This window comes from Wolbachia endosymbiont of Drosophila willistoni (genome assembly GCF_040084705.1).
In the GTDB taxonomy this organism is placed as follows: Bacteria; Pseudomonadota; Alphaproteobacteria; order Rickettsiales; family Anaplasmataceae; genus Wolbachia; species Wolbachia pipientis.
Genome location: NZ_CP157591.1, coordinates 211,441 through 235,278 on the forward strand (window position 1 = coordinate 211,441; position 23,838 = coordinate 235,278).

Annotated in this window: 22 protein-coding genes and 2 tRNA genes; 16 read left to right on the forward strand and 8 right to left on the reverse strand. The window is 34.5% G+C overall.

Translation table 11 applies throughout. The features are described 5' to 3' along the window. Positions 1 to 224: 224 nt before the first annotated feature. From ABL518_RS01165 to ABL518_RS01175, 3 genes are all read left to right on the forward strand, one after another. Positions 225 to 581, forward strand: a complete 357-nt coding sequence (locus tag ABL518_RS01165) for a hypothetical protein (protein WP_251371772.1) — start codon at positions 225 to 227, stop codon at positions 579 to 581. Between the two features lie 24 nt (positions 582 to 605). Continuing rightward, positions 606 to 908, forward strand: coding sequence for a hypothetical protein (locus ABL518_RS01170; protein ID WP_010963066.1), 303 nt, complete (start codon positions 606 to 608; stop codon positions 906 to 908). 107 nt (positions 909 to 1,015) lie between these two features. After that, a complete protein-coding gene (locus ABL518_RS01175; RefSeq protein ID WP_015589410.1) occupies positions 1,016 to 2,542 on the forward strand; it encodes an acyl-CoA carboxylase subunit beta in 1,527 nt (508 codons plus the stop codon). A 53-nt stretch (positions 2,543 to 2,595) separates the two neighbouring features. Here ABL518_RS01175 and ABL518_RS01180 read toward each other — a convergent pair. Then, positions 2,596 to 2,668 (reverse strand) — tRNA-Thr (locus ABL518_RS01180). Between the two features lie 247 nt (positions 2,669 to 2,915). Here ABL518_RS01180 and mutM point away from each other — a divergent pair. Together mutM and pdxH are read left to right on the forward strand one after the other, a co-directional pair. Further along, the gene (gene mutM, locus ABL518_RS01185; RefSeq protein ID WP_010963068.1) at positions 2,916 to 3,731 is read left to right on the forward strand and encodes a bifunctional DNA-formamidopyrimidine glycosylase/DNA-(apurinic or apyrimidinic site) lyase; all 816 of its coding nucleotides are present in this window, start codon (positions 2,916 to 2,918) and stop codon (positions 3,729 to 3,731) included. Positions 3,732 to 3,747: 16 nt separating this feature from the next. Next, positions 3,748 to 4,341, forward strand: coding sequence for a pyridoxamine 5'-phosphate oxidase (pdxH, locus tag ABL518_RS01190; RefSeq protein WP_022626142.1), 594 nt, complete (start codon positions 3,748 to 3,750; stop codon positions 4,339 to 4,341). A 3-nt stretch (positions 4,342 to 4,344) separates the two neighbouring features. On the opposite strand, the gene ABL518_RS01195 is transcribed toward pdxH, so the two are convergent. Next, positions 4,345 to 4,421, reverse strand: a tRNA-Met gene (locus tag ABL518_RS01195). Between the two features lie 62 nt (positions 4,422 to 4,483). On the opposite strand from ABL518_RS01195, the gene ABL518_RS01200 reads away from it, so the two are divergent. From ABL518_RS01200 to ABL518_RS01210, 3 genes are all read left to right on the forward strand, one after another. Further along, entirely contained in the window at positions 4,484 to 6,646 is a 2,163-nt protein-coding gene (locus ABL518_RS01200) for a ComEC/Rec2 family competence protein (protein WP_095742872.1), read from the forward strand. A 61-nt stretch (positions 6,647 to 6,707) separates the two neighbouring features. Continuing rightward, positions 6,708 to 8,405 (forward strand): hypothetical protein, encoded by a 1,698-nt coding sequence (locus ABL518_RS01205; RefSeq protein ID WP_010082004.1) that lies wholly within the window; start codon positions 6,708 to 6,710, stop codon positions 8,403 to 8,405. Beyond that, positions 8,396 to 9,340, forward strand: coding sequence for an RluA family pseudouridine synthase (locus ABL518_RS01210; RefSeq protein WP_095742818.1), 945 nt, complete (start codon positions 8,396 to 8,398; stop codon positions 9,338 to 9,340). The genes ABL518_RS01205 and ABL518_RS01210 overlap by 10 nt, the downstream gene beginning before the upstream one ends. 11 nt (positions 9,341 to 9,351) lie before the next feature. Here the strand turns inward: ABL518_RS01210 and ABL518_RS01215 are convergent, their stop codons facing one another. The 5 genes from ABL518_RS01215 to ABL518_RS01235 all read right to left on the reverse strand — a co-directional run bounded on the left by ABL518_RS01215 (position 9,352) and on the right by ABL518_RS01235 (position 11,825). After that, entirely contained in the window at positions 9,352 to 9,702 is a 351-nt protein-coding gene (locus ABL518_RS01215; RefSeq protein ID WP_007549043.1) for a diacylglycerol kinase, read from the reverse strand. A 97-nt stretch (positions 9,703 to 9,799) separates the two neighbouring features. Then, the gene (locus tag ABL518_RS01220; protein WP_010082006.1) at positions 9,800 to 9,988 is read right to left on the reverse strand and encodes a hypothetical protein; all 189 of its coding nucleotides are present in this window, start codon (positions 9,986 to 9,988) and stop codon (positions 9,800 to 9,802) included. Continuing rightward, positions 9,966 to 10,295 (reverse strand): EndoU domain-containing protein, encoded by a 330-nt coding sequence (locus tag ABL518_RS01225; RefSeq protein WP_010082007.1) that lies wholly within the window; start codon positions 10,293 to 10,295, stop codon positions 9,966 to 9,968. The genes ABL518_RS01220 and ABL518_RS01225 overlap by 23 nt, the downstream gene beginning before the upstream one ends. Further along, a complete protein-coding gene (locus ABL518_RS01230; RefSeq protein ID WP_010082008.1) occupies positions 10,292 to 10,579 on the reverse strand; it encodes a hypothetical protein in 288 nt (95 codons plus the stop codon). Before ABL518_RS01230 ends, ABL518_RS01225 begins: the two co-directional genes overlap by 4 nt. Before the next feature lie 49 nt (positions 10,580 to 10,628). Then, positions 10,629 to 11,825: a phosphoglycerate kinase gene (locus tag ABL518_RS01235; RefSeq protein WP_010963073.1), complete on the reverse strand. Its 1,197-nt coding sequence runs from the start codon at positions 11,823 to 11,825 to the stop codon at positions 10,629 to 10,631. Positions 11,826 to 12,650: 825 nt separating this feature from the next. Between ABL518_RS01235 and ABL518_RS01240 the strand changes: the two genes are divergently transcribed. The 7 genes from ABL518_RS01240 (at position 12,651) to ABL518_RS01270 (ending at position 21,869) form a co-directional block, all read left to right on the forward strand. Next, positions 12,651 to 13,172: a cytochrome b gene (locus ABL518_RS01240; RefSeq protein ID WP_010082022.1), complete on the forward strand. Its 522-nt coding sequence runs from the start codon at positions 12,651 to 12,653 to the stop codon at positions 13,170 to 13,172. A gap of 5 nt (positions 13,173 to 13,177) precedes the next feature. Continuing rightward, positions 13,178 to 14,206: an NAD(P)H-dependent flavin oxidoreductase gene (locus ABL518_RS01245; protein WP_010082023.1), complete on the forward strand. Its 1,029-nt coding sequence runs from the start codon at positions 13,178 to 13,180 to the stop codon at positions 14,204 to 14,206. Between the two features lie 122 nt (positions 14,207 to 14,328). Then, positions 14,329 to 15,546 carry a hypothetical protein gene (locus ABL518_RS01250; protein ID WP_038199547.1) on the forward strand — a complete coding sequence of 406 codons (1,218 nt, stop codon included), beginning with the start codon at positions 14,329 to 14,331 and terminating at the stop codon, positions 15,544 to 15,546. Between the two features lie 101 nt (positions 15,547 to 15,647). Further along, positions 15,648 to 16,022 (forward strand): hypothetical protein, encoded by a 375-nt coding sequence (locus tag ABL518_RS01255; protein ID WP_022626145.1) that lies wholly within the window; start codon positions 15,648 to 15,650, stop codon positions 16,020 to 16,022. Positions 16,023 to 16,066: 44 nt separating this feature from the next. After that, positions 16,067 to 18,421 carry a hypothetical protein gene (locus tag ABL518_RS01260; RefSeq protein WP_010082026.1) on the forward strand — a complete coding sequence of 785 codons (2,355 nt, stop codon included), beginning with the start codon at positions 16,067 to 16,069 and terminating at the stop codon, positions 18,419 to 18,421. Beyond that, entirely contained in the window at positions 18,402 to 21,263 is a 2,862-nt protein-coding gene (locus ABL518_RS01265; RefSeq protein WP_095742819.1) for a hypothetical protein, read from the forward strand. The genes ABL518_RS01260 and ABL518_RS01265 overlap by 20 nt, the downstream gene beginning before the upstream one ends. Before the next feature lie 120 nt (positions 21,264 to 21,383). Continuing rightward, the gene (locus ABL518_RS01270) at positions 21,384 to 21,869 is read left to right on the forward strand and encodes a hypothetical protein (RefSeq protein ID WP_010082090.1); all 486 of its coding nucleotides are present in this window, start codon (positions 21,384 to 21,386) and stop codon (positions 21,867 to 21,869) included. Here the strand turns inward: ABL518_RS01270 and ABL518_RS01275 are convergent. Then, entirely contained in the window at positions 21,866 to 22,357 is a 492-nt protein-coding gene (locus tag ABL518_RS01275; RefSeq protein ID WP_007551030.1) for an SH3 domain-containing protein, read from the reverse strand. The two genes, ABL518_RS01270 and ABL518_RS01275, sit on opposite strands and share 4 nt — an antisense overlap. A gap of 70 nt (positions 22,358 to 22,427) precedes the next feature. Between ABL518_RS01275 and ABL518_RS01280 the strand changes: the two genes are divergently transcribed. Next, positions 22,428 to 23,792, forward strand: a complete 1,365-nt coding sequence (locus ABL518_RS01280) for a pyruvate dehydrogenase complex dihydrolipoamide acetyltransferase (protein ID WP_010963079.1) — start codon at positions 22,428 to 22,430, stop codon at positions 23,790 to 23,792. The last annotated feature ends 46 nt before the right edge of the window (positions 23,793 to 23,838 follow it).

Below are 23,838 nucleotides of genomic sequence, written 5' to 3' on the forward strand. Positions count from 1 at the left end.
AAATTTGGAGAGAAATTTTATACACTATCGCTGATATTTTTCCTTAAGTTGACGCCATTGCCTGAACACTTACCTAATGATGAAGCTATCGAAAACATAGCAAAGAGACTTCAAAAATCTATAGACGATGCAAAAAAGCACAAGGTCATGTTTAGTGTTGATGTATTCCAAGGAGAAAAAAGTCATCAATAATAGATTATTCGATACTGATCTTATACCACCTCATGGAGCAAGATAAAAATGTTACTGAGACTAGAAAAGAAAAACTACGGCCTCTTATGTTAGAAATGTTTAATCTAGTTTCAACAGGCACTGATGTGAGCCAAGAAGTTCGGAGATTATTGCCAGAAGATATACTGAAAGAACGCGGCGAATATTTGTCACGTCTAAAACAAATTGTAAGTGATAGTATTGAAAATGACAAAAAAAAAGGAATTGTAGTAGAAAGAGATAATAAATTTTATTATGTACAGTGTCCAGAAAAAAGTGTGATCACTCCTGCAAAATTTATGAACTCCCCGGAATTTAAGGACTTAGAATATGGTGCATTGCGAATAGGAGAAGGAGATAATCTAATCTGAATAAAAAGCTGGCAATATCATGATATGCAAGGCAAAGTAAAAATGACCTTTAGGGTAGGCGATGAAAAGATCGAAATGATTTTATCTTCTGAAAAAGCTGAAAGTTTTGGTAAAATAATGGTACATATGGATGACAAAAGTTGTGAAATCTTCTCAAAGTACCTAAAAGAGCTAGAAAAAGAACCTCGTATAAGCAAGGTTGTTGAAGCTGCTAAAAGTTTTGCACAAACGAAAAGCAGTGCAGTTAGTCCACCTCTTTCTAATATGAAAAGAGTTGACACATCGCAACATTTTCAAAGTAGTGACCATGAATCACCAGAGCATTAACAATTATCATACATACATTGTTGCATATAGCAATAGTGTATGTGTATAGTTAGTAGGGTTTGTAAACTTAATAAAGTCTACAACTAATTTGAAAACTACTTTATTGTATGCAAGACTTTAAAATACTAGAAAATCTAAAAACCAAAGCACTAGAAGCTGAAAAAGGAGGCGGTTCTGACAGGATTACCAAACAACATGAAAAAGGGAAATTAACTGCTAGAGAAAGGCTCAGTATATTGCTCGATGAAAGTTCTTTTGCAGAATACGATAAATTCGTAAAACATCATGCAAATGATTTTGGCATGCAAAATGCTAATTTTTTAGGTGATGGGGTAGTGATTGGTCATGGTACTATTTATGGCAGAAAAGTTTTTGTTTATTCTCAGGATTTTACTGTCTTTGGTGGTTCACTTGGTGCGTCACATGCAAAAAAAATATGCAAAATTATGGATATGGCAATTAATGCCAGAGTTCCAATTATCGGACTAAATGATTCTGGTGGAGCCAGAATTCAGGAAGGAGTAAATTCTCTTGCTGGTTATGGAGAAATTTTTCAAAGAAACGTAAATGCATCGGGTGTTATACCACAAATTTCTTTAATTATGGGCCCATGTGCAGGAGGTGCAGTTTATTCCCCAGCATTAACTGACTTTACTTTCATGGTGAAAAACAGTTCATATATGTTTATAACCGGGCCAGATGTAGTAAAAAAGGTTACCTACGAAGATGTAAGTTTCGAAGACCTCGGTGGAGCAAAAATTCATACAAGCAAAACAGGAGTAGCGGATTTTGCATTCAATAATGATGTTGAAATGCTGCTAAAAATGCGTGAATTCTTTACTTTCTTACCAGCAAATAATCAAGAATCACCAAAATCTGCACCAATCTGTAATGATGTTGACGACATTGATGAATCCTTAAACACTCTAATTCCTACCAATCCTAATACTCCTTATGATATGTATGAACTCATTGAAAAAGTTTGTGATGAAAGGAATTTCTTTGAACTGAAACCTGATTTTGCTCGTAATATCATAACTGGTTTTGGTAGAATTGGAGGAAATACTGTCGGTATTGTTGCAAATCAACCTATGCACCTTGCAGGATGTTTGGATATTGATTCTTCAAGAAAAGCTGCGAGGTTTGTAAGGTTTTGTGACGCATTTAACATTCCGATCATCACACTTATCGATGTTCCAGGATTTTTGCCGGGTACAAATCAAGAATACAATAATATAATACAACACGGAGCGAAACTGCTTTACGCTTACGCTGAAGCGACCGTGCCGAAAATTAGCCTTATCACTAGAAAAGCGTATGGTGGTGCATACATTGTTATGAATTCGAAACATCTAAAAGGTGATATAAATTATGCCTGGCCAACTGCTGAAATAGCTGTGATGGGCCCTGAAAGTGCAGTTGAGATTATATTTCGACACGAAAAAGATCAGCAAACGTTAATTAAAGAATATAAAGAAAAATTTGCTAACCCATTTTTTGCTGCATCATATGGATACATTGATGACATTATAGTGCCAAGTAAAACAAGGTATCACTTTTGTAAAGCATTAGAGCTACTCAAAAACAAGAAGGTAGAAAGGATATGGAAAAAGCATGACAACTTACCTCTGTAACTTTCTTCTAAGCCTTGCTTACAAGTTATGCAATATTATAAGTATAATCAGTGTGCCGTTACCAAGACTCGAACTTGGGACCTCGTCATTACCAATGACGTACTCTACCACCTGAGCTACAACGGCAAGTTTATATATTATGATAATGAATAACACAAAAAAGAATAAGGAAAAAGAAGAGGAGAAAAAAAGATTAGCGAAAGCTTTAAAGCAAAATATTTTGAAAAGAAAAAAGCAGCAACAGAGTAGACAGAGAACCCTTTCAAAACTCGTTTGTGGTGAGGAATTTTTAGGAGAAAGCACCGCAGAATACTCGAATGTATTTGAGAACGACAAAATTACCATCAGAAACTTAAGTTTTGAAGGAGGTATCATGCCAGAACTACCGGAAGTGGAAGTAATCTCTAATTTTTTGCTTGATAAAATTAAAAACAAGCAAATCAGTAATGTTATAGTGAATAATTGGAATTTACGTGCCCCAATAACAAAAAATATTGATGATATGCTAAAGGGCAAAGTCATACGCAACATCAAGCGTAGAGGTAAGTATACCATCTGGAATACAGATGGTAGTGTGGCTGTAATCATACATCTTGGCATGAGCGGAAAGCTTATATATGCTGACCACGATCAAATGCGGAATAAGCATGATCACGTGGTATTTTTATTTTCTGACAATACTTCAATAATTTTTAATGACCCAAGAAGATTTGGATTAGTTATCGTTTTAAATAAAGAACAAGAAACGGATTTTTTTAGCGATTTTGGAATAGAGCCCCTCACGGATGAATTCAGTGGAGACTATTTACAGGAGTTGCTGAAAAACAAAAAAGTGAATATCAAATCAGCGTTAATGGACAATAAATCAATAGTTGGCGTAGGCAACATATATGCTTCTGAGAGCTTGTTTAGAGCCCGTATATCACCACTCAGGTCAGCAAAAAACTTGACCTATAGAGAGTGCGAAAAACTTGCTGCTGAAATAAAAAATACTCTGAGTGATGCAATTGCTGCAGGTGGTTCAACACTGAAAGATTATGCACAGCCATCTGGATCTGCTGGATACTTTCAAAATAACTTTTACGTATATGGTAAAGTTCAAAAACCTTGCAAGATTTGCAATAATATCATAACACTTATACGACAAAATGGCCGTAGCACTTATTTTTGCAACGCGTGCCAGAATTAAGATTTTATTTTTTGATATGATATTTTCACTTGAAAAAGATCCATTTGATTTGTTTTCAAAGTGGTACAAAGCAGTACTTAATTCTCCGTGTGAACAACCAACTGCAATGACGCTAGCAACTTGTAGCAAAGACTGTATTCCATCTGCAAGAGTGGTATTACTAAAGGAATATAGCAAAGAAGGTTTTGTGTTTTTCACTAACGTAAACAGTAAAAAAGGGAAAGAATTGACTGAGAACCCCAAAGCTGCGTTAGTGTTTCATTGGATAGAATTTGCTAGGCAAGTGCGAATTGAAGGAGAGGTTAAACTTCTAAACGATGAAAGAACTGACAAATACTTCTCTTCTCGAGCGCTGGGTAGTCAAATTAGCGCATGGTGCTCAAAACAATCGAGCATTCTGAAAGATTGGCAAGATTTTGAGCAAGCTATAAAATTGAAGGAAAAAGAATTTCACAATACACAAGTTTCTCGTCCTGATTTTTGGGTGGGATTTTGCGTAATCCCAAAAGTAATTGAATTTTGGCAAGAAGGTGAATATAGGAAGCATATTAGATTTAGATACACTCTTGTTGAGGGAAGCGATTGGAAAGTGGAACAACTATATCCTTAAAAATGGTTGCGGGAGTAGGATTTGAACCTACGACCTTCAGGTTATGAGCCTGACGAGCTACCGAGCTGCTCCATCCCGCGTCGTTGCTTATTTAGTTATTATATATACAAATAATGAAAAAAGAAAAATAAAATTTCACCACATGCAAATATCGACACACTTATTAACTTTTCTTGACATAATAGTTAGTTATATACGTAACAATCTGCGCAATGAACAATATAACTTGATACTGTGGTTTCCTGTTCTTCAGTGTGCAGGAATTTTAACATATTTTTCCCTAAGTTTTGAACCAAGCTGCATATCTATTTTTCTTTTGCTTTTACCTACACTAATTTTGATTGCAATATTATACAGAAAGTACGCAATATTATGCATTGCTTTAATTGCAGTGCTCATAGGATTTACAGCCAGTAAATTAAGAACAGCTTTAGTTGATACTCAAATTCTTGATAAAGAGAGGTATGTAAAAAATATCGTTGCCACAGTGAAGGATATTAACGACAGGGGCTCATATAAACAATTTCTGCTTTCTGTTGAAAAATCCCCTACTATCTCAAAATCCTCTCCTGTCATCCCAGCGCCCCCTTTTGTCATCCCAGTACTTGATACTGGGATCCAGAAAAAAAAGATATGGATTCCAGCGTCACGCGCTGGAATGACACCGGATAGAGCTCTAGATAACATCAGAATATCAGTTAGAACCAAAGTGGAAAAAGGCATTAAAATAGGCGATCAAGTAAAATTATCAGCAAAACTCTTCCCTCTAAAGATTGCACCTTCGGAGTATGCATACGATTTTGCAAGAATAGCATATTACCAGAAAATAAGTGCAACAGGTTTTGCAACAAGCAAAATAGCCCTACACAAAAAGGCTGAAGCAAGGCAATTTCTAGAGTATATAGAATCTTTCCGTCAATACATTTATGAAAACCTGCAGCAAAATATCAAAAAACCACATGCGGATATAATCTCTGCATTACTGATCGGTAAAAAAGATGGCATAGATCAAAAAACTATGGACGCGATACGAGATTCAGGTATAGCACATTTGTTTGCCATATCTGGTTTGCATTTATCATTTGTTGCTGGTCTGTTTTTTGTAGTGTTTCGTAATTTATTCGCAATATCTGAAACTTTGACTCTTAAGTATAACACCAAGAAAATATCTGCATTCCTTACTATCTTGCCAACCACGTTTTATTTATTGATTACCGGTATGCAAATTTCTGCTCAGCGTGCCTACATTATGGTGATTTTAGTACTCGTTGCAATAATGATAGAGAGAAAATATCGAGGGTTAATAGCAATTGCGTTTGCTGCTTCAGTGATACTCTCAGTAGAACCAGAAGCAATTTTAAAGCCTGGCTTTCAGATGTCATTTTCTGCTGTTTTGGCACTGGTTGCCAGTTATCAAATTAATGCTAATAAGTTGTTCAAAATAAAAATAATGAAATATTTTGTGTCGATAATGATCAGCTCAGTAATAGCAAGTTTAGCAACTGTTCCGTATACGATATATAATTTTAATTATTTTTCAATTAGTGGCATTATCACAAATTTAGTTGCTATACCAATAGTTACATTAATTATTATTCCACTTGGAATAATCTATGTTTTGTTGATTCCTTTGGGTGTTGAATGGATTATAGCGCCATTTATAGAGCGCCCAATTGACAGCATTTTGTATATAACAAATGCAATCGCTAGTCTTCAGTATTTGGTTATTCCCATTCGTACTTTTCCTGCCTCATCAATTATTATAATAACATTTGGGTTATTGTGGCTGTGCTTGTGGGAAAGAAATTGGCGTTTCTTCGGAATTTTCTTTATTGTGCTGGGTATTTTCTCTAGTGCTATGTATAGAACTCCTGATATCTTGATAAATGCTGATAATGTTGCTGCAAAGGAGAGTGATAACTTACTATATTCTCTCACCAGAAAAAATAGGAACTTTGTTGTCAAAACATGGGCGAAGCAAAATGGGCAGAACCAAATTTTGAATCATAAAAAATACAATAACTCAGATAAAAGGCTAAAGTGTAACGATTATGGCTGCATATATAATAAAGGAAATAATAAATTAGTGCTGCTAGCTTATAAAAAAGAAGATATTTCAGAAAATTGTGATAAAGTTGATTTAACAATTCAATTAAGTGAATTCGACTATTCAGCTTGCAACGCTAAAATTATTAAACATGCTGATCTAGAAACGTATGGCACACATTCTGTTTGGTTAACAAATCGTTACGTAAAGATTAATACAGTGCGCTCCAATGGGCCTTGGCACATGTTGAAAAATTAAGAAACTTGATTTTAAGGTTTGGTTAACGTATACCTAAATAAGTTTAAACTAGAAAAATGTTATGGTTACAGACACTCAAGATCCTTTCAAAGACTATTTTGATTTTTTAGGATTTAGAAAACTTTCTGACCAGCCCAGTAGAATTTTGAGCTCTATAAGAAAGTATTCTGGTACTATATCGATAGCAAGTACCATTGCTACTCTTATAGCATTTACTGCCTTTTCTATTCAGCCTGTTACAGTAAGTATTGCTGGGTTTGCGTTCACGCCAGCACCTCTTGCCTTTATTCCTCTTATAGTTCTCCTATTTACTGCTGTTATAAACTTTATAAATACACAAAAAATAAAAGAGAATGAAATAGATAAAAAAATAGGAAACTATCAAGTTGATGAACAGTACAGCCAGATTGCTCAAGAAGCTAAAAAAATTGAAATTGTAACAAATTTAGATAAAAAGGGGGAAAAGCTTTCAATAGTTTTACCAATTTCTAAGACGCAGAGAGAAATACTAGAAGATATAGAAGCAGAAAATAGAAATAGGATTCTCTTGTTTACTGGATCATATGTATTTGGTACTATTATAGTAGTTTCAGCAATATCACAATCCATTAATGCTCCAATAATATTAATAGCTTTATTAGTCGCTATTCTTTTATGCATCATATCAACACTTAGCAATCTAATAAGTAATAGCGTGGATCATGAAAATCATACTATTAGAAAACACAGTTCTTTAGGTCTTCTATTTCCATACTGGTCTGGAAAGGGCATGGTTGTATCAGTAGTAGAAAATAAGCTTGGTAAAAGGGAAAATGAACTAATATCTCTAATGAAAAAACTACTTAGTCCGCTTTGCAACTCATTTGACAGTAACCTTAAAAAAGCTTGCGATTTACTTGATAATAGTCTTTTAAAGCCTGCAAATATTAACATTAAAGAAACGCTTGATCACCTAAAAAAAATCAGAGAAGACATCAAAAAAGATTTAGATTGGCTACATGCAGAAATTTCAGAAGTTTTAAACAACACTAAAGAATTGACAAAAAAAGCACATTCACTAGATATTGAAGGTACTTTTTCTAGGTTAGAGAATGCTATTAAAATTGCTGAAGATAAAATTGAACGATTTGAACCAAGCCGCTTTGTAGGCTGGCTTCAATCAACTACGCAGTCTAATAATAACGAGTTCCTTAGCATGCTAAAAAAGTTAAAAGAGGATACAGAAGAGGAAAAAACGGAATTGAAGGAGCAATTAAACGTAGTAAGGAATGAATTAGAAGAAATAAAAAAGAAGCAAGCTCAACCAAGTACGCCTGATTTAGAAGCTAACAATGGAAATAATACTAATAAATTATTAGTATTAGAAAATAAAGTCAAAGAACTACGTGACACAGTTAGAAAGTTAGAGCTGGAAGCAGAACAAAATAAGCTGCAGCAAAAGAAGGAAAAGTTAGAGCAAAAAAAATCTGAACAAGAAAAAACAGATGAATGGAAAGAAAAAATCAACGGCAAACCAAGTGAATTCTTATATTATTTATTAGAATCTATTAAGCTGGAAGAAAAAGATAATAAAGAAAAAAAGGTTGAGGCAACATTACGAGATTTTGATAATAAAGTTACAATCTACTGGAAAGATGGCTCTCAAACAATTTGCCATATTAAAAAACAAGGTGATCTGCAAATTGAGTCTAGTGCAACAATGTTTACAGACCCAAATGTTCAAGCAGCATGGGAAATGGCGCGGGGTAAATCACTATAGATTACTCAATAATAACCTTAAGTGTTAATAATGATAAAGAGAAATTAAGGTTAGACACCTATATAGCTGAAAAATGCAACATATCACGCAGCAAAGCGCAAAGATTGATACAAAATGAGCAGGTGAAATTACTTGGCACACCGATAATTAATAATGACTACATAGTAAAACCAGATGAAGAGTATGTGGTGCATCTCGTTCAACCTGACATATCCACATCAATTGAGCCTAATTATGACATAAAACTTAATATCGTCTATGAAGATGAGGACATTATAGTTCTGAGTAAACAAAGTGGATTAACAGTGCACCCAGGTGCTGGGACAAACAATGATACGCTTTTGAACGCAGTTATCGCTCACCTTAATGTAAGACCAGGAATTGTTCATAGACTCGATAAAGATACTAGTGGGCTAATGGTAATTGCAAAAAATGAAGCAGCCCATAGTTTTTTGTCTGAATTGTTATCGAATCGCAAAATAAAGCGGGAATACTTAGCAGTAGTTTGGGGAACATTATCTTCTCAGCAAGGCACGATAAAAACTAGCATTGCTCCCAAACGCGGTAATAAAGAAATGATGTGTGTAACAAAAATCACAGGCAAATTAGCAATCACTCACTATTTAGTGCAAAAAGTTATAGGACAAGTAAGCCTCGTTAAATGCACTTTAGAGACAGGCAGAACACACCAAATTCGAGTCCACATGAGCCACATAGGACATTCCATAGTTGGTGATCAAGTTTATGGAAAAAATAGTAGTAAAAGCACAAAATATGCTAAAAACTCTAGTTTCATTCGTAATTTCAATAGACAAGCACTACATGCTTATACACTGGGCTTATACCACCCAAAAAGTAAGGAATACATGGAATTTGTCTCTGATTTACCGCAAGATATAAAAACTTTAATTGGTGAGTTTGACAACATATCTTAATAACATTCGTATTAACCTATCAATATTATCATCCATGTTATCAGGAAGTTAATTAATGAAAGAAAAACTGCTGCACTACCTAGATCTTTCACCTTTTTTGAAAGTATGTGTTGTTCACTGGAAATACGCTCAATTGTCGTTTCAAAAGCAGTGTTAACAATTTCCACAATTAACACCAGGAATAGGCTGCTTATCATTACTGCACGTTCTAGATTACTTACATCCAAAACAAACAAAATTGAGACACATACTATAAAAAGCAGTAACTCCTGTCTGAACGCAATTTCTGATATAAAAGCTGATTTTATTCCTTCACAAGAGTATTGAATTGCTTTTATTAGACGAATAATGCCCTTCTTCATTATTATTCACAAAACCCTTTAATCAAAATTTTAACTCATTTAGATTTGCTACACCCTATAGCATTTTTATCATTTGTTCACCCTATTGGTTTTGAAATTAAGATTTACCGCAACTACAATAAGTACTCTTATCATCACATTTTGGTGTTAAGTCAGGATAGAACGTGAGTATAGCATCATTCTTTCTTACAAACACTGATTGATAATTGTCATCTTCCATTTCATATAGACACATTCCATCTTTTCCTAATTCCTTAAACGCCTTAGTTGCAGAAATTATCGGCATGAAGGTTATATGCGTATCCATTTGGGCATTTAACTTTCACTTCCCCATCCTTACCCAAATATTTCATTCCAAATGTATAAACCGGCGGCTTAATATCTGATTCATTGCACAGGATTCCAACTGCCCATTTATCCTCTTGAGCTTCAACATATCTACCTACAAAATGCATACCACCTAATTTATCGTTTGGCTCACCACAAAAAATATGTCCAAACCCTATAGTTTCTTTTTCACTTCCACTATTTGTAAACCAAATGTTAGCCAGTTCATCTTTAAGTAACTCCAAATCCGCATCTGGCGTAATCACTTATATATTCCTTTCACTACTTCTTGATGCTGCGGACAACTAAGTAAAATTTTGAAATCTTCTTTATCTGGATGTGCTCCCCAATCTCCACAAACTTTCAACACTCCTCTATCGAAGTCAGTTAATTCTGAAACGGTGGCTGGTTGTAAACTGAAAAATGGTTCAAAATTGACTTCAACATTTTCTTCTACATAGCCGGTGTGAAAATAATGATCCTTAATATAAAAAATAAATCCTATTATTGGTATTATTAAACACAAAATTAGTTTAACTGTCTTCGACATAATCACGTTCACAAAAAAGCTAGCCTATAAGAAATAATTTAAAAAAGTTTTAATCTAATCGTTTTTGCAGAGCAGCAACTCCCGGCATTTCATCGCCACTTAACCAATCTAAAAATGCTCCTCCACCAGTGGAAACATATGTAAAATCCTTATCGGCAAGGCCTGCAGCGCTTATTGCAGATAGACTATCGCCTCCCCCTATTATGCTGGTTAACTTTCCTTTGTGCGTTAAGTCACTTACGATTTTCATTACCCCTATTGTACCGCTTGCAAAAGCTGAATGTTCAAAAACACCAATAGGTCCATTCCACAGCAGAGTCTTACTGCTTGCTATTATACTGCTTATTGTACTCAAAGTTTGTGGTCCGATATCCAAAATTATATCACCGTCCAAAATGGACTCAGTTCTTCTTGAAATACTAGTGCTGTAATCAGAGTTTACTGCAACCAGAACGTCTTCTGGCACAACTATTTTGCAATTGTTTTTATTTGCTGTTTCAAGAATATTATGCAGAAGGTCGTCAACACCATTTTGAAAGAAAGATTTCCCTATATTTACTTTGCTAAATGACAAAAAATTATTGGCTATTGCACCACCTAGAACTAGGTAATTAACCTTTTCTGTTAGCTTCATAAGCACTTTTATTTTAGTTGATATTTTAGCTCCCCCAACTATCGCAGTAATAGGTTTAGCTTTAAACGATACAGCTTTTTCAAGATACTTTAGCTCATCTTGCAAGCAAAACCCTGCATAAGAGGGTAAAAATTCTGTAATGCGTGAAATAGAAGCGTGAGCTCTGTGAGAGCAAGAAAATGCATCATTTACATATATATCCGCTAGAGATGCTAGTTGTTTGGCAAAATTTGAGTCACTTTGCTCTTCCTCTTTATAAAATCTTAGATTCTCTAGTAATATTATATCTCCTGCATCCATAACACTTACTGCTCTTTGTACTTTTTCACCAAAGCAATCGTCAATGAATTTCACTTTTTTATTTAGTAACTGCGATAAAGTGTCAATTACATTTTTTAGCGACAGATTATTGTCTCTGGCCTTTGGGCGTCCAAAATGTGATATAATAATAATCTTTGCACTCGCATTCACTAAATACTGAATAGTAGGCAATGCTCTCAAAATACGAGTGACGTCACGAATTTCTCCATCTTTTATAGGAACATTGAAGTCAACTCTGAGTAAGACGGTTTTATTGTGAAGATCACAATTTTCTATACTAGGTATATTCATTACAAAATTGAAGCTATAAAGTCACTATACAGCAGTTTGATCTAAAGTAAAGTTTTAAGCTTACGAACGTTTAAGGAAATTTGCATGCCAAACGCTTGACACTGGAACCTTATCGTCATGCCATCACGAACCGTCATACCGCCGGGTATCTCTTAGCCGCTAACACGTAGCGGGATACTTGACCTTTACAGGGATGACGATTGTCGTTTAGCCATAAATATTTAAGAAATGTACTAAACAGAAAAAAAGGCAAAAGAAGCCCCGTGGTTGGCTAATTACTTACATTATACTTTCAAGTATGGCGTTTTTTTATTCTAAACGCTTAATAACCGCGATTTAGCTGCTTTTTAATGCAACTAACCTTTAGTCATAAATGTTTAAGAAATTTACTAAACAGAAAAAAAGGCAAAAGAAACCCTAGGGTAGCTAATTATTCACTATCCATTTTTTAAGTTGGCGTTTTTTGATGTTTTAAATGCTTTATAAGCGTATTTCAGCTTGTATAGGTAAAAACCTAGAAATTTGATAAAGACATAGAGTGCACATAGTGCAAAAAATTAAACATGAGACGCCAGATACGTTGAGTTTTTTTGTCATTTAATCTGTACAGAGAAGATAAATAAATAGCTTCAGTTTCATGATAAGGAGGCTGGCGGAGTTTGTCAAGTAAGTTTTTCGTTTAATCCGTTTCTTGATTTAGGTGCCCTTGACTTCCGGCTGGGTCGAATTTGTATAGCTACATTGTCGGTAAATCTAAATTGCTTTAATGATTTTGATTGAAAAATAGTTTTTCTATTATATAAATGCTACTTTAGGGTAATCAAAATGGAAGACGATAAATATAGCCTAGGTTTAAGAGTTATCCATTGGTTGATGGCTGTTTTTATTATCGGTATGCTTTGTTCTGGACTTTATATGAAAAGCCTGCCACTTAGCAATGAAATTAAGTTCAACATATACGCTATTCATAAGGCTTGCGGTATCACTATTCTTGGATTAATCATAGTACGCATATTTTTTCGCGTCTTTACTTATGTTCCACCACTTCCAGCAAATTTTTCTCGGTTTGTAATCAATATAAGTAAAGCAGTACACTTTGGTTTATATTCTTTGATGGTGCTAATGCCACTATCTGGCTATGTCATGTCTTCTGCTTCTGGCAAACAGATCAAATATTTTTTTCATATCCCTTTGTTGATTAATCAAAACAAAGATCTAGCTAACACGGCTAACGAGCTACATTCGATGCTTGCATATTTTATGGTACTCTTTATAATCTTACATATACTTGGCGCCTTAAAACACACATTTATAGATAAACAAAACATTTTTAAACGTATGATATAGGTTATATGTTAAGTAGCCTCTGGAAAAAAGGAACAGATTTTCTTAGCAGTGAGTTTGCTATAATGGGTGGTGCTATGAGCTGGGTTTCAGAGAGAAACTTGGTCTCAGCAATCTCAAACGCTGGTGGTTTTGGTGTGATTGCATGTGGTGCAATGTTTCCAGACTTGCTAAAAAAAGAAATCATAGAGACGCAGCAATTAACTAACAAGCCATTTGGTGTAAATCTAATTACTATGCACCCAAAGTTGAGTGAGTTGATAGATGTGTGTATTGAAACGAAAGTGAGCCATATAGTGCTTGCCGGTGGACTGCCAACAAAGCCTAATATAGAAAAAATCAAGGGTGCAGGCATTAAAGTTATGTGCTTTGCACCAGCATTAAGCCTTGCGAAAAGGTTAGTAAAAATGGGAGTAGATGCATTAATAATAGAAGGAATGGAAGCAGGTGGGCATATAGGTCCAGTTAGCACTTCTGTTCTTGCACAAGAGATATTGCCTCATTTTAAAAATGAACAAATACCAGTGTTTGTTGCAGGTGGAATAGGAAGAGGTGAAATGATAGTTAATTACCTGGAAATGGGAGCAAGTGGCTGTCAAATAGGTACATTATTTGTCTGCACTAATGAGTCAATTGCCCACAAAAATTTTAAGGAAGTGTTTATTAAATCGGCCGCACGTAATGCAATACCTTCTGTACAGATAAGTGCTGATTTTCCTGTAATTCCAGTAAGAGCTATAGCCAACAAAGCAAGCGATGACTTTATGAAGCGTCAAAAAGAAGTTATTGATGAATACCAAAAGGGACAGATCTCAAAAGAAGATGGGCAGCTTGAAATAGAAAAATTCTGGGCTGGAGCTTTAAGAAGAGCAGTAATTGATGGAGATGTTGAAACGGGATCTTTAATGGCTGGCCAAAGTGTTGGCATGGTTGATAAGGAAAAGCCTGTAAAAGAAGTAGTGGATATGTTAGTTCAACAAGCAAAGAATCATATTAATAGCAAATCTGTAGAAGTAGAAAGCCCAGAAAGCAAATAGTTAAGCGACCTTCCAATAAGCAAGTTGCCGCAATTATTTATAATATGGCATAATTGCCCAGTTTTAATGTAAAATTAACGCTAAAGAGGTATCTATACATTTTGTTATGTATGGAGGAGTCTATGCTAAGTTCTAAAAAAGATATTAACCAACAATTGCACGACACTATATACAAAAAGGTAACAAAAGAAAATCATAAATATGGAAGCCCACAAAAGGGAGATGGAACTATCAAAAAATGCATAGAGTTGTTCAAGGAAGGAGCTAGTCCTGAGGTATTAACTGAATTAGAAAAATCGCTGAGAGAACAATTAGAAAAATCACCAGAAAAACAAGAGGAATATCAAAAACATTATAAGTATTATATCGAAAACTTTCTTCCTGCATTGAAAGATGAAGTAATAAAATCAGAAGAACTAGCTGTACCTACAGTATTTAACAATGAAAGAGAACAATCACAAAGACCACAAACAATAAGAGGAAAAATAGTAAAAACAATTTTGGATATTACTAACAGGAGCAGCAGTGTAAGCTCAATACCAAATGCTGTTGAAGAAAATATTGAAGATCAAATGCAGCTAAAACATATTGAAGAGCAAAACAACACACAAGAAACACCCTTGAATGTAGCTGAGAAAAAAAGTGGTGATAATAAAATACTTAGTAATTCAGATGTTGCAGAGGAAGTGTTTGAAAAATATAGCAAGGTTGTGAAAGAAATAGAGGAGAAGAAAACTTCTAAACTCAGTAGTGGCAATGACTCAGATAGTGGAATAGACTCACCTAGAACGAGTAAAGAAAGTTTGAAATCACCAGTAAGTAGCAGAAGGAGCAGTTTAACTTTAGTAACAAGCACTTCATCTGAGGAAAGTTTAAACTCAACATTGAGCTCTGTTGAAGGAGATAATGGCTTACAACCAGAGGGTGGAGAAAAAACTGAGTTATTAGAATCAAATTTGGAATCCCCAAAAGAAAACGAGACTCAAGTGCAGCCAGAGCAGACTGTAAAAAAAGAGCCAAAAATGCAAGAAAATGAAAACTCAGATGGTCAAGCAAATCCAGATCAAGTTAAGAAAGATATCCTACTTAAAAACCAACCCAATAACAGAAATCTTCACGTTGCACTTGTAGCAGGTTGTGCTCTCTCCACAATAGGGTGCATTGTTGCAGGAGCAATGACATCAGGATTGATAGGAGCAGGACTACTTGCTATGGCTGCAGTGTTTGCTATAGCAGCAGTAGCTGAATTGCATTCAAACTTCCTATCAAGTAAATTAACATCCATTAATGTGAGTCCTCTTGTTGATGATAAAGAGCTTACAGCATGTTCACGTCTGTAAAAATTAAATATGTGTTACTTGTAGTGGATAAGTGAATTCAGTTCTTGCCTATTGATATAAAAGTTGTTATATTTAAGAAATGTTTAAAAGGTATTTAGTTGATGCGCATTCAATTGAATAAAGTTTTGGTTTTTATAGCCTTATTAAGTTTCATTTTTGCATCATATTCTAGCGAAGCAAGTTCGGCGAGTGATGAATTAAAGGGTATACAAGAAACGGTAAAAAATTTTATTTCTTCATTTTCAGTTAAAGATACTGTAGAAAATATGAGTCCTTCAACAATCATAGGGTTGTGTATAGCTGCAGTGATACTTGCAGTAGTGTTCAGAGGTCTAATCTTTTTTATGATAATGTTTGGTGTACTGGTCCTGATGTTCGGTAGTACAGAAAAGGCAACAGACTACTTAAAAGAAAAATTTAACTTTGCAAAAGATATAAAATTACAATCCGATAGCGAAAAAAAAGATAAAAATTAAGATAGTATTTTTATCTTTTTTAATTATCTTTATTGAATACGCATATGCAGTTAAAAGTACCAACAGTTAACTCTAAGCTTAAAAAAAAGAACAACTTAGCATTACTAGAAAGCATTGATTTAGATTTTGTTCCTTATGCTTGTCATTACGATGAAGAAACCATACTAACAAAACAGGGAGAGTTGTTAAAAATAATCAAGTTAGAAGATTATTCTTCTGTTGATAACTACAGCGACCTCAGAACTGAAATTAGAAAAAGCATATCAAAAAATATTAATAGCCTGTGTTTTACCGTTTGGATTCATACCGTTAGAAAGCGCAATAAACTGAGCTTGAAATGGAATAAAACTGAAGACTTCTCTGACAACCTACATTCAACGTGGTTTAATAAACTAACTGATAGTAAATTACAGTATATAAATGAACTATACATTGTAATATTGTTTAGCGATTTTGGCAAGCATACTAATAATTCGTTTTTTTTCAATAGAATAAAGAATAAGCATAAGTTGTCTTTACAAGAAAGCCATCAGGAGTTGCAAAAGATAACTGACGTAATTCAAAATGATTTAGGACCTTTTGGAGCTAAAAAACTGAGTCTAAGGTTTAGTGAAGGTAAAATATATTCTGAAATGATAGAATTTCTCCACTATATTGTTACATTAACGCACAAAGATTATCCAATACATGAAAGGGACCTGTCGCAATATATTAGAAATTTTAAAATAGCTTTTGGTTTCAATACGTTTCAAACAATATTTGAAAATCAACAGAAATTTGGCTCTATTTTCAGCATAAAAGAATACCGGGAAATCTCTTTAGGTAATATAGATAGATGCTTGCAGCTTGAATCTGAATTTATCATTACAGAAATAATGATATTTACTAGTAATAACAAAGCAATAAAAGAATTTAAAAAACAAATCAACATGCTGCAAATTAGTGAGGATAATACCTTACTTAAAAGCTCAGGAATTGAAGAAATAATAGAGCTTGAAAAGACCTCTAGTATAGACTTCTGCCAACAGAAAATTATTTTTACAATATTTGCAGATGATAGGAATAAGTTAGCTGAAAGTATTAGTGATTTATCTTCTATAATGTCATTAGTTGGCTTCATGATGTTTAGAACTGATTTACATATGGAAAGTCATTTTTGGGCACAACTTCCAGGCAATTTTGCTTTTATTACGCAACCGAAAAATATCTTAACAAAATACGCTTGCAGCTTTGCTATGCTGCACGATTTTACGTCAGGTACATTAAAAGGAAGAAGGTGGAAAGAAGCGGTAATGATTTTTTTTTCAAAAAAAGGAAATCCTTACTTCTTTAATTTTCATGGAAAAAGAAATAATGGCCATACTACGATACTCGGAGCTCCAAATTCAGGCAGAACTTCACTCATTAATTTTCTATTATCAGAATCAAGAAAGTTTAACCCAAGAATTGTCATATTGGATAACACTGGAAAATCAATAATTTTTACTAAAGCAGTGAGTGGTAAATATTACATAATCGATCCAAAATATAAGGACAAAAGCCTAAAATTTAATCCACTAAACATTGAAGATAGTGCTTCCAATCGCAATATGTTGGTTGAACTGATCAGAAGAATGGTAGCCGATACGAGCTTGGTAGACGTAGAAGAAAAGATAAGAAAAATTGTGGATTCTATATTTGCTATACCCAAGGAATCACGTTCTATTTCACAAATTTCTGAGGTGCTCTTGCTCCTTGGGGGTAAGATAAGTAGATGGTGTGACGATGGTGACTTTGCTTACTTATTTCAAGATGGTGATGAATCAGATATTGACTGGGAAACAAAAATTATATCTCTCAACACCGCAAACCTTACAAAACAAAAGGAATGTATGTCCGTGATACTTTACTATTTTTTATATTCTTTTGAGGCAAAATGTGATGGCTCGCCTGCAATACTTGTTTTGGATGAAGCATGGGAGATAAGTAATATTTTTCCTACAGAGAAAGAGTTTGATAACTGGATGCAAAGAATGACGGAACTAAATGTTGTAGTAATCCTAAGTACTGAGAATTTAAATCTCGCATTTGCTAGCAAATTTACTCAATATTTAGATAAACATGTTGATACAAGAATCTTGATGCCGAACGTCAATGCAAATAGATTATACATGAAGGCATTTTCTCTATCGAAAGAGGAGCTGAATATAATTCTGCAGACGCCAACACAGGAAGGTTTATTTTTGATAAAACAGTACAAAGGATTAGTAACCTTAAATCTGGATTTGAAGGATATGCAAGAAATACATGTACTTTCAGCTAACAAAGAGACTATAAAGTATATGTATGAGGCAATAAAAGAAAAAGGAGAAGAAGTTAATGAGTGGTTACCGGTATTTTATGAGAAGTGTAAGGCTTAATTTCTTATTGATATTTTTTTTGATACTTGGTCTTTCGTATCAAGGATATGCTGATTGTCCAACATTTGTAGAAAGTAATACTTGGTGGGAAGCAATAGTTGGTGGAGATTGGGTAAAGGAAATTAAGGTGCAAGCAATAAAAGATCAAGGAGTTGATGGTTACTTTAATCCCAAAATTAGAGTATGTGCTTATGATGGACAAAGTTATTGTTATGACTTACAAAGTGGGGAATCCTGCCGCCAGATATATGGAACGCAAGGTACAGGAGCTGGAGTTTCTGCTGCAGCTTTTATCGACTGGGAAGGAGATAAAACAAAAGCTGGAGGAGAAATTGCTCGGGGTCTTAAATGGGAATGGGCAGACGGTGTTACTGATGAGGAAAAAAGAAGATTCGCTAACTCTCCTAAAATATGTGCTTGCAGTCAAAAAGGGGCTTGTATGTCAGGAATTTCTTCATGGGGTTCTAGAGTATTTTCGGGTGAGAATATTTTCCGTCCTGGGGAGATGGAAAAAGTCTGTGATACCTGCTACCAAACGGCAGTAAAATGTGCTCCTGTTCCACTTGCACCTGGCCCCCCTCCATTTTGTGAACAACTTGCAATGTCGCTTCCACAAGTTAGAATTGTTCCTATAACAGATAAAGACAATGATTACTTTAATCCTAAGGTTAAGGTAATCATTGGTGATCTGAAAGGAAGAGACGGAGAGATTGGAGAAAAATTAGATTTCCCTAAAGGGTATGGAGAAAATAAAGCTGAGTGGCGCTCTATTTTAGACAAAGATGGCATCACGTACTACTTCAAAACTTATAGAGAAAAAGATAAGCTCTGCGCTGAATACCTTGGAACTCAAAGTATAGATGAAAACAATCCACAGTTCATCCGCTGTTTTCCTGCACCACCTGCTCCAGAACCTGAGATAGTGGAGATAGTAAATGCAAATACATTGAAAGTAGAAATGAAGATGAGTGAGAGCACTTGTGCTAAAGCACATGGAACCTATAGTAATGGTTCCTGTACTTTTAATGTTAATACTGACCTCAACCATCCTATAAACATTGGCCCCCTATCTTTAAAAGTAGTAAAACCAGCAATAGTAGCAAAAACAACTGATAGTAATATTGATAATATTATAGAAGGTATATTAGAAAGTAATCCGCAACAATTTAAAGTTCTGAAAGAATATGGCTATGTTCCTGATGTGCAAATTAAATGTTCTAAAGGCGGAAGTTTTTATAGTTTTAATGATTTTGAGAAAAAGTTAAAAGACAAATCTATTCAATGTGAATTTAATAACTCTGGGCAGCCGGAAATAGAAGTAAAGTATAAAGGAAATTCTAACAGTAAAATGCTTTGTCTTTCTGGATGGCAGCCAGAACCAGAGGAGTTTGTTCTTAAAAGAGAAAATAAAATAATACCACTAAAATTAATGGGAACAAGATATACTAAATACAATGCTGTTTACTCCAAGGAATCAAATCAGTTCTATTATCTTCCAAGCAAGGAAATAGTTTACCCTTTGAAAGAAACTCAAGAGAGGTTGGATAAAATAATATTTAATAAGCAAGAGTATGTTTTCTTCCCTGATGAAAATGAGCAGAAGAAGGAAGAATGCAGTTATTGTGTGAAGAAAGATAGCAAAATAGACGAAAAATTAAAATCTGGTGAAGGACTGAAAGTAGTATACAAATTGACGGATGTAGAGCATAAAGAAGGATGTGAGCAAGGTGATGATGGTTGCATCTGCTTTGATGGAAAGTGTAGCCGTTCAAAACAATATTTGAATAAAAATGAAGATGATAAGCCATTCTACTTAAGGTATGAGGAAGTGGATTGTAAAGATAAGGATGGTAAAGTATTAAGAGATGAAAAAAATGAAGTACGAAAGTGTACACAATTAAAAGATCAACTGATTAAAGCAAACAGAACAGAGGTTTTTTACGCTGATAAATTGTGTAGGTTCGATTTAGAAGGTCTCAAAAAGAAATTAAAAGAAAAATTAAAAGAGATAATCAAGGAACATCTGAAAAATAAGAAACCAGATCTTGAAAAAAATAATGAAAAATCCTATGATCATAAAAATAAAGATGTTTATACAGATGACTTATCAATAAAATTTGATCGTATTAAAATAGAAGCGTGGGGAAGTGGTGAAGCAGGTCATATACAAGGTAGTGGCTGTGACAATCAAAAATGCCATTCTACTGAAAGCAGAGTAGGGATGCCAGGAGATTATATTAAAGCTAAACTGAAAATCGATCCTAATTATCCTATAATTAAGGTGCAAGTCACAGAGGGAGGGGATAACCAGGAAAGTAACTTCTCAGATAAGGACGGGGGACCTGTTTTCATAGAAATGTGCAATTCGCAGAAGCAACATTGCCAGCAACTGATTACTGTTGCAGGTGGAGGTGAGTATAGAACATACGGTGGTAAGGGTTATGAGGAAACAGTAATTCATAAGCAAGATTTAAAGCTAGAGGAGAAAATTGTAAAGGCAGATAAACTGAAGTCTACACAAGACAATCAAATAGCATATATAGAAAATGGTGAAATCAAGTATGAAACAGTAGAGTGTGGAAGTGGTTTGAGAAGCAGTAGATCTGGTGCAGGTGGCTGCATTAATAAAAGCAAAGGAATTTATGGTAAAGGCTCTCCAGGGTATGTGAAGATTAGACCTATTATAAAGGAATTTGACGAAGAAGAAATAAATGCTGCTATTAAAAAAGTAATAGAGGATCTATACGATCTTGAAACTATGACTGATTTTTGGGTAGGGGATCTTAACGTGAATATAAGTGGGATAATTAAAGAGGAAGTCAAAAAAGAATTATCAAGGTAAAAAGATATAGCTCTGGAAATGATGCTCTTGTTTTAATAATTAATTAAAGTAAAGCATGTAGTAAATGGTGTAATTGCTGTATCTTAACAAAAAGGTATAACGAATGTAGGAGGGTGCTTTATGTCTCTAAAGAATAAAATTTCTGAGTTAATAGAACAACAATTTAGCATTAAATACCATGACAATTATTTGGCTTACACTATACATAATTGGGCTGCAAGCGAAATATCTGATTCTATTACTTTTTGCATAATTGGTTGTGGAAATTGCAAGATTGGATATCAAGATGTTGCAAAGTCATTCAACATAACAAAAGAAGAAATTGACCAAGGTAATATTGCAAGCATAGAAAGTAAAATAAAAAGTGAAGCTGAAAAATCAGGTAGCGAGTTTTCTGAGTTGATTTCTAGAGTGGATCAATCGCTAAAAGAGCAGAGTGAAAAGTCTATTGTACAAATTTTAGATTCATCCGCTGAGGAGATGTTAAGGAGTTTCTGTGATAGCCCTGTACAGTCTCCAGAGCCTCAAGAACCCTCTGCTTCATCTGAAGAGCATGCTACAGAAGGCCCAGAAACTAGTGTTAATTCAGATCTTTTGTCAACCTAATCAACCCCATATATATGTTTTTTTTGTACCCATGCTTTGCGTTTTGGGGTGGAAAGAAAGCACCATTCTTCGTTGCATTTTTCTATCTTCATCACAACAAACTTGTCTATTTTCATAGTAATCTTGCTGTCTACACTCTGTTTTTGATATCCATAAGTATCTTCTTTTACAATCGCGTAGCGCTTATCACTAAGAAGATTGCCTTTTATCCATCCGCAGTCTTCATCTATATCGCAGACCTTTTTCCAACTCTCAAACTCTTCTATCACTTTCAGGGGCAGATTTTTGCAAGTGTATATCCATTTTACAGGATAGTGAAACCCTGGCCCCGTTCTCATGTTGATCTTATTTGATTTGGTTGAAACAAAGTTGTTAGCAAACAAGCTATGGCTAAATAATAAAAACAATAGGATAATAGTACTGAACCAAGATCCCAGTGTCACGCACTGGGATAACGTGAGGGATAGTGTAACAGACTTATTCATCATAATTCACGATTAGGTTGACATAAGATAAAGAGTAAATTAAAAATTGAATAGATCTTTAAATGCAAAATCAATGCCTATAGAAATATTAATGCCTGCTCTTTCACCAACAATGAGCAAAGCTGGAGGAAAAATTGTAAAGTGGCATAAAAAAGAACAAGACAAAGTTGAAGTAGGCGACGTAATTGCTGAGATAGAGACTGATAAAGCCATAATGGAGTTTGAATCTATAGATGAAGGAGTTTTAGCAAAAATTTTAGTAACAGAAGGAACAAGTGGCGTGCCTGTAAATCAACCAATAGCTTTAATGCTGGAAGAAGGAGAAGATGAAAGTGCACTTAACAACTATACTTCAACTTCCATCAATAGTGCAGTTAAAAAGGAAGTGACAAAAAGTGCTGTTGATAATCAAAAATCAGAACACCAAGATTTAAACGGAAAGCCAATAAGTCATTCTTCGGTGTCATTCCAGCGCGTGACGCTGGAATCCAACCCCTCAATGTCATCCCAGTGCTTGACACTGGGATCTAGAAAAGAAGAATGGATCCCAGTGTCAGCTACTCAGATGACAGAGGGTTATGCAGAAGGTAGAACAAAAATAAGCCCATTAGCTAAGAAAATAGCTCAAAATGAAGGGGTTAATGTGCAGCAATTAAAAGGTACAGGACCATATGGTCGCATAATTAAGGCTGATGTGTTGGAGTTTTTAGGCAGTGGTATACATACTGAAAGTCCTGAGAAAGATACCATAGTTGAAGTAAGCAACATGCGCCAAGTGATAGCACAGCGCCTGACTGAATCAAAACAGAATGTTCCACATTTTTATTTAACTGTAGACTGCCAGGTTGATAAGTTAATATCGTTAAAAAACGAGATTAACTCAGCAGATGAAAACAATAAAGTAACAATTAATGATCTAATCATAAAAGCTGCAGCTTTCAGCATGAAAAAATTTCCTGATATAAATTCTTCGTGGATAGATAATAAAATACTGAGATATTCAAATATAGATATTTCAATCGCTGTGGCACTTGAAGATGGGCTAATTACTCCTATAGTAAAAAATGCTGATAAAAAGGGTATTTTATCTATATCAAAAGAAGTGAAAGATTTAGTAAGCAGAGCAAGATCTGGAAAATTGAAACCTGAAGAGTTTCAAGGAGGAGGGTTTACTATCTCCAACTTAGGGATGTTTGGTATAAAAGCCTTTAGTGCTATAATCAATCCGCCGCAATCTTGCATTATGGCAGTTGGTGCATCTAAAAAACAACCAATTGTTATGAATGAGAAAATAGAAATAGCAGAAATAATGACAGTAACGCTCTCTGTTGACCATAGAGCAGTTGATGGGGCACTCGGAGCAAAGTTTTTAAATGCCTTTAAGCATTATATAGAGAATCCTCTGGTGATGCTTATTGAAACTGCGGTAATCTATTAGCATTGTTATTACAAAATTAATACCTCTAAGTTTATACTTTTATTAG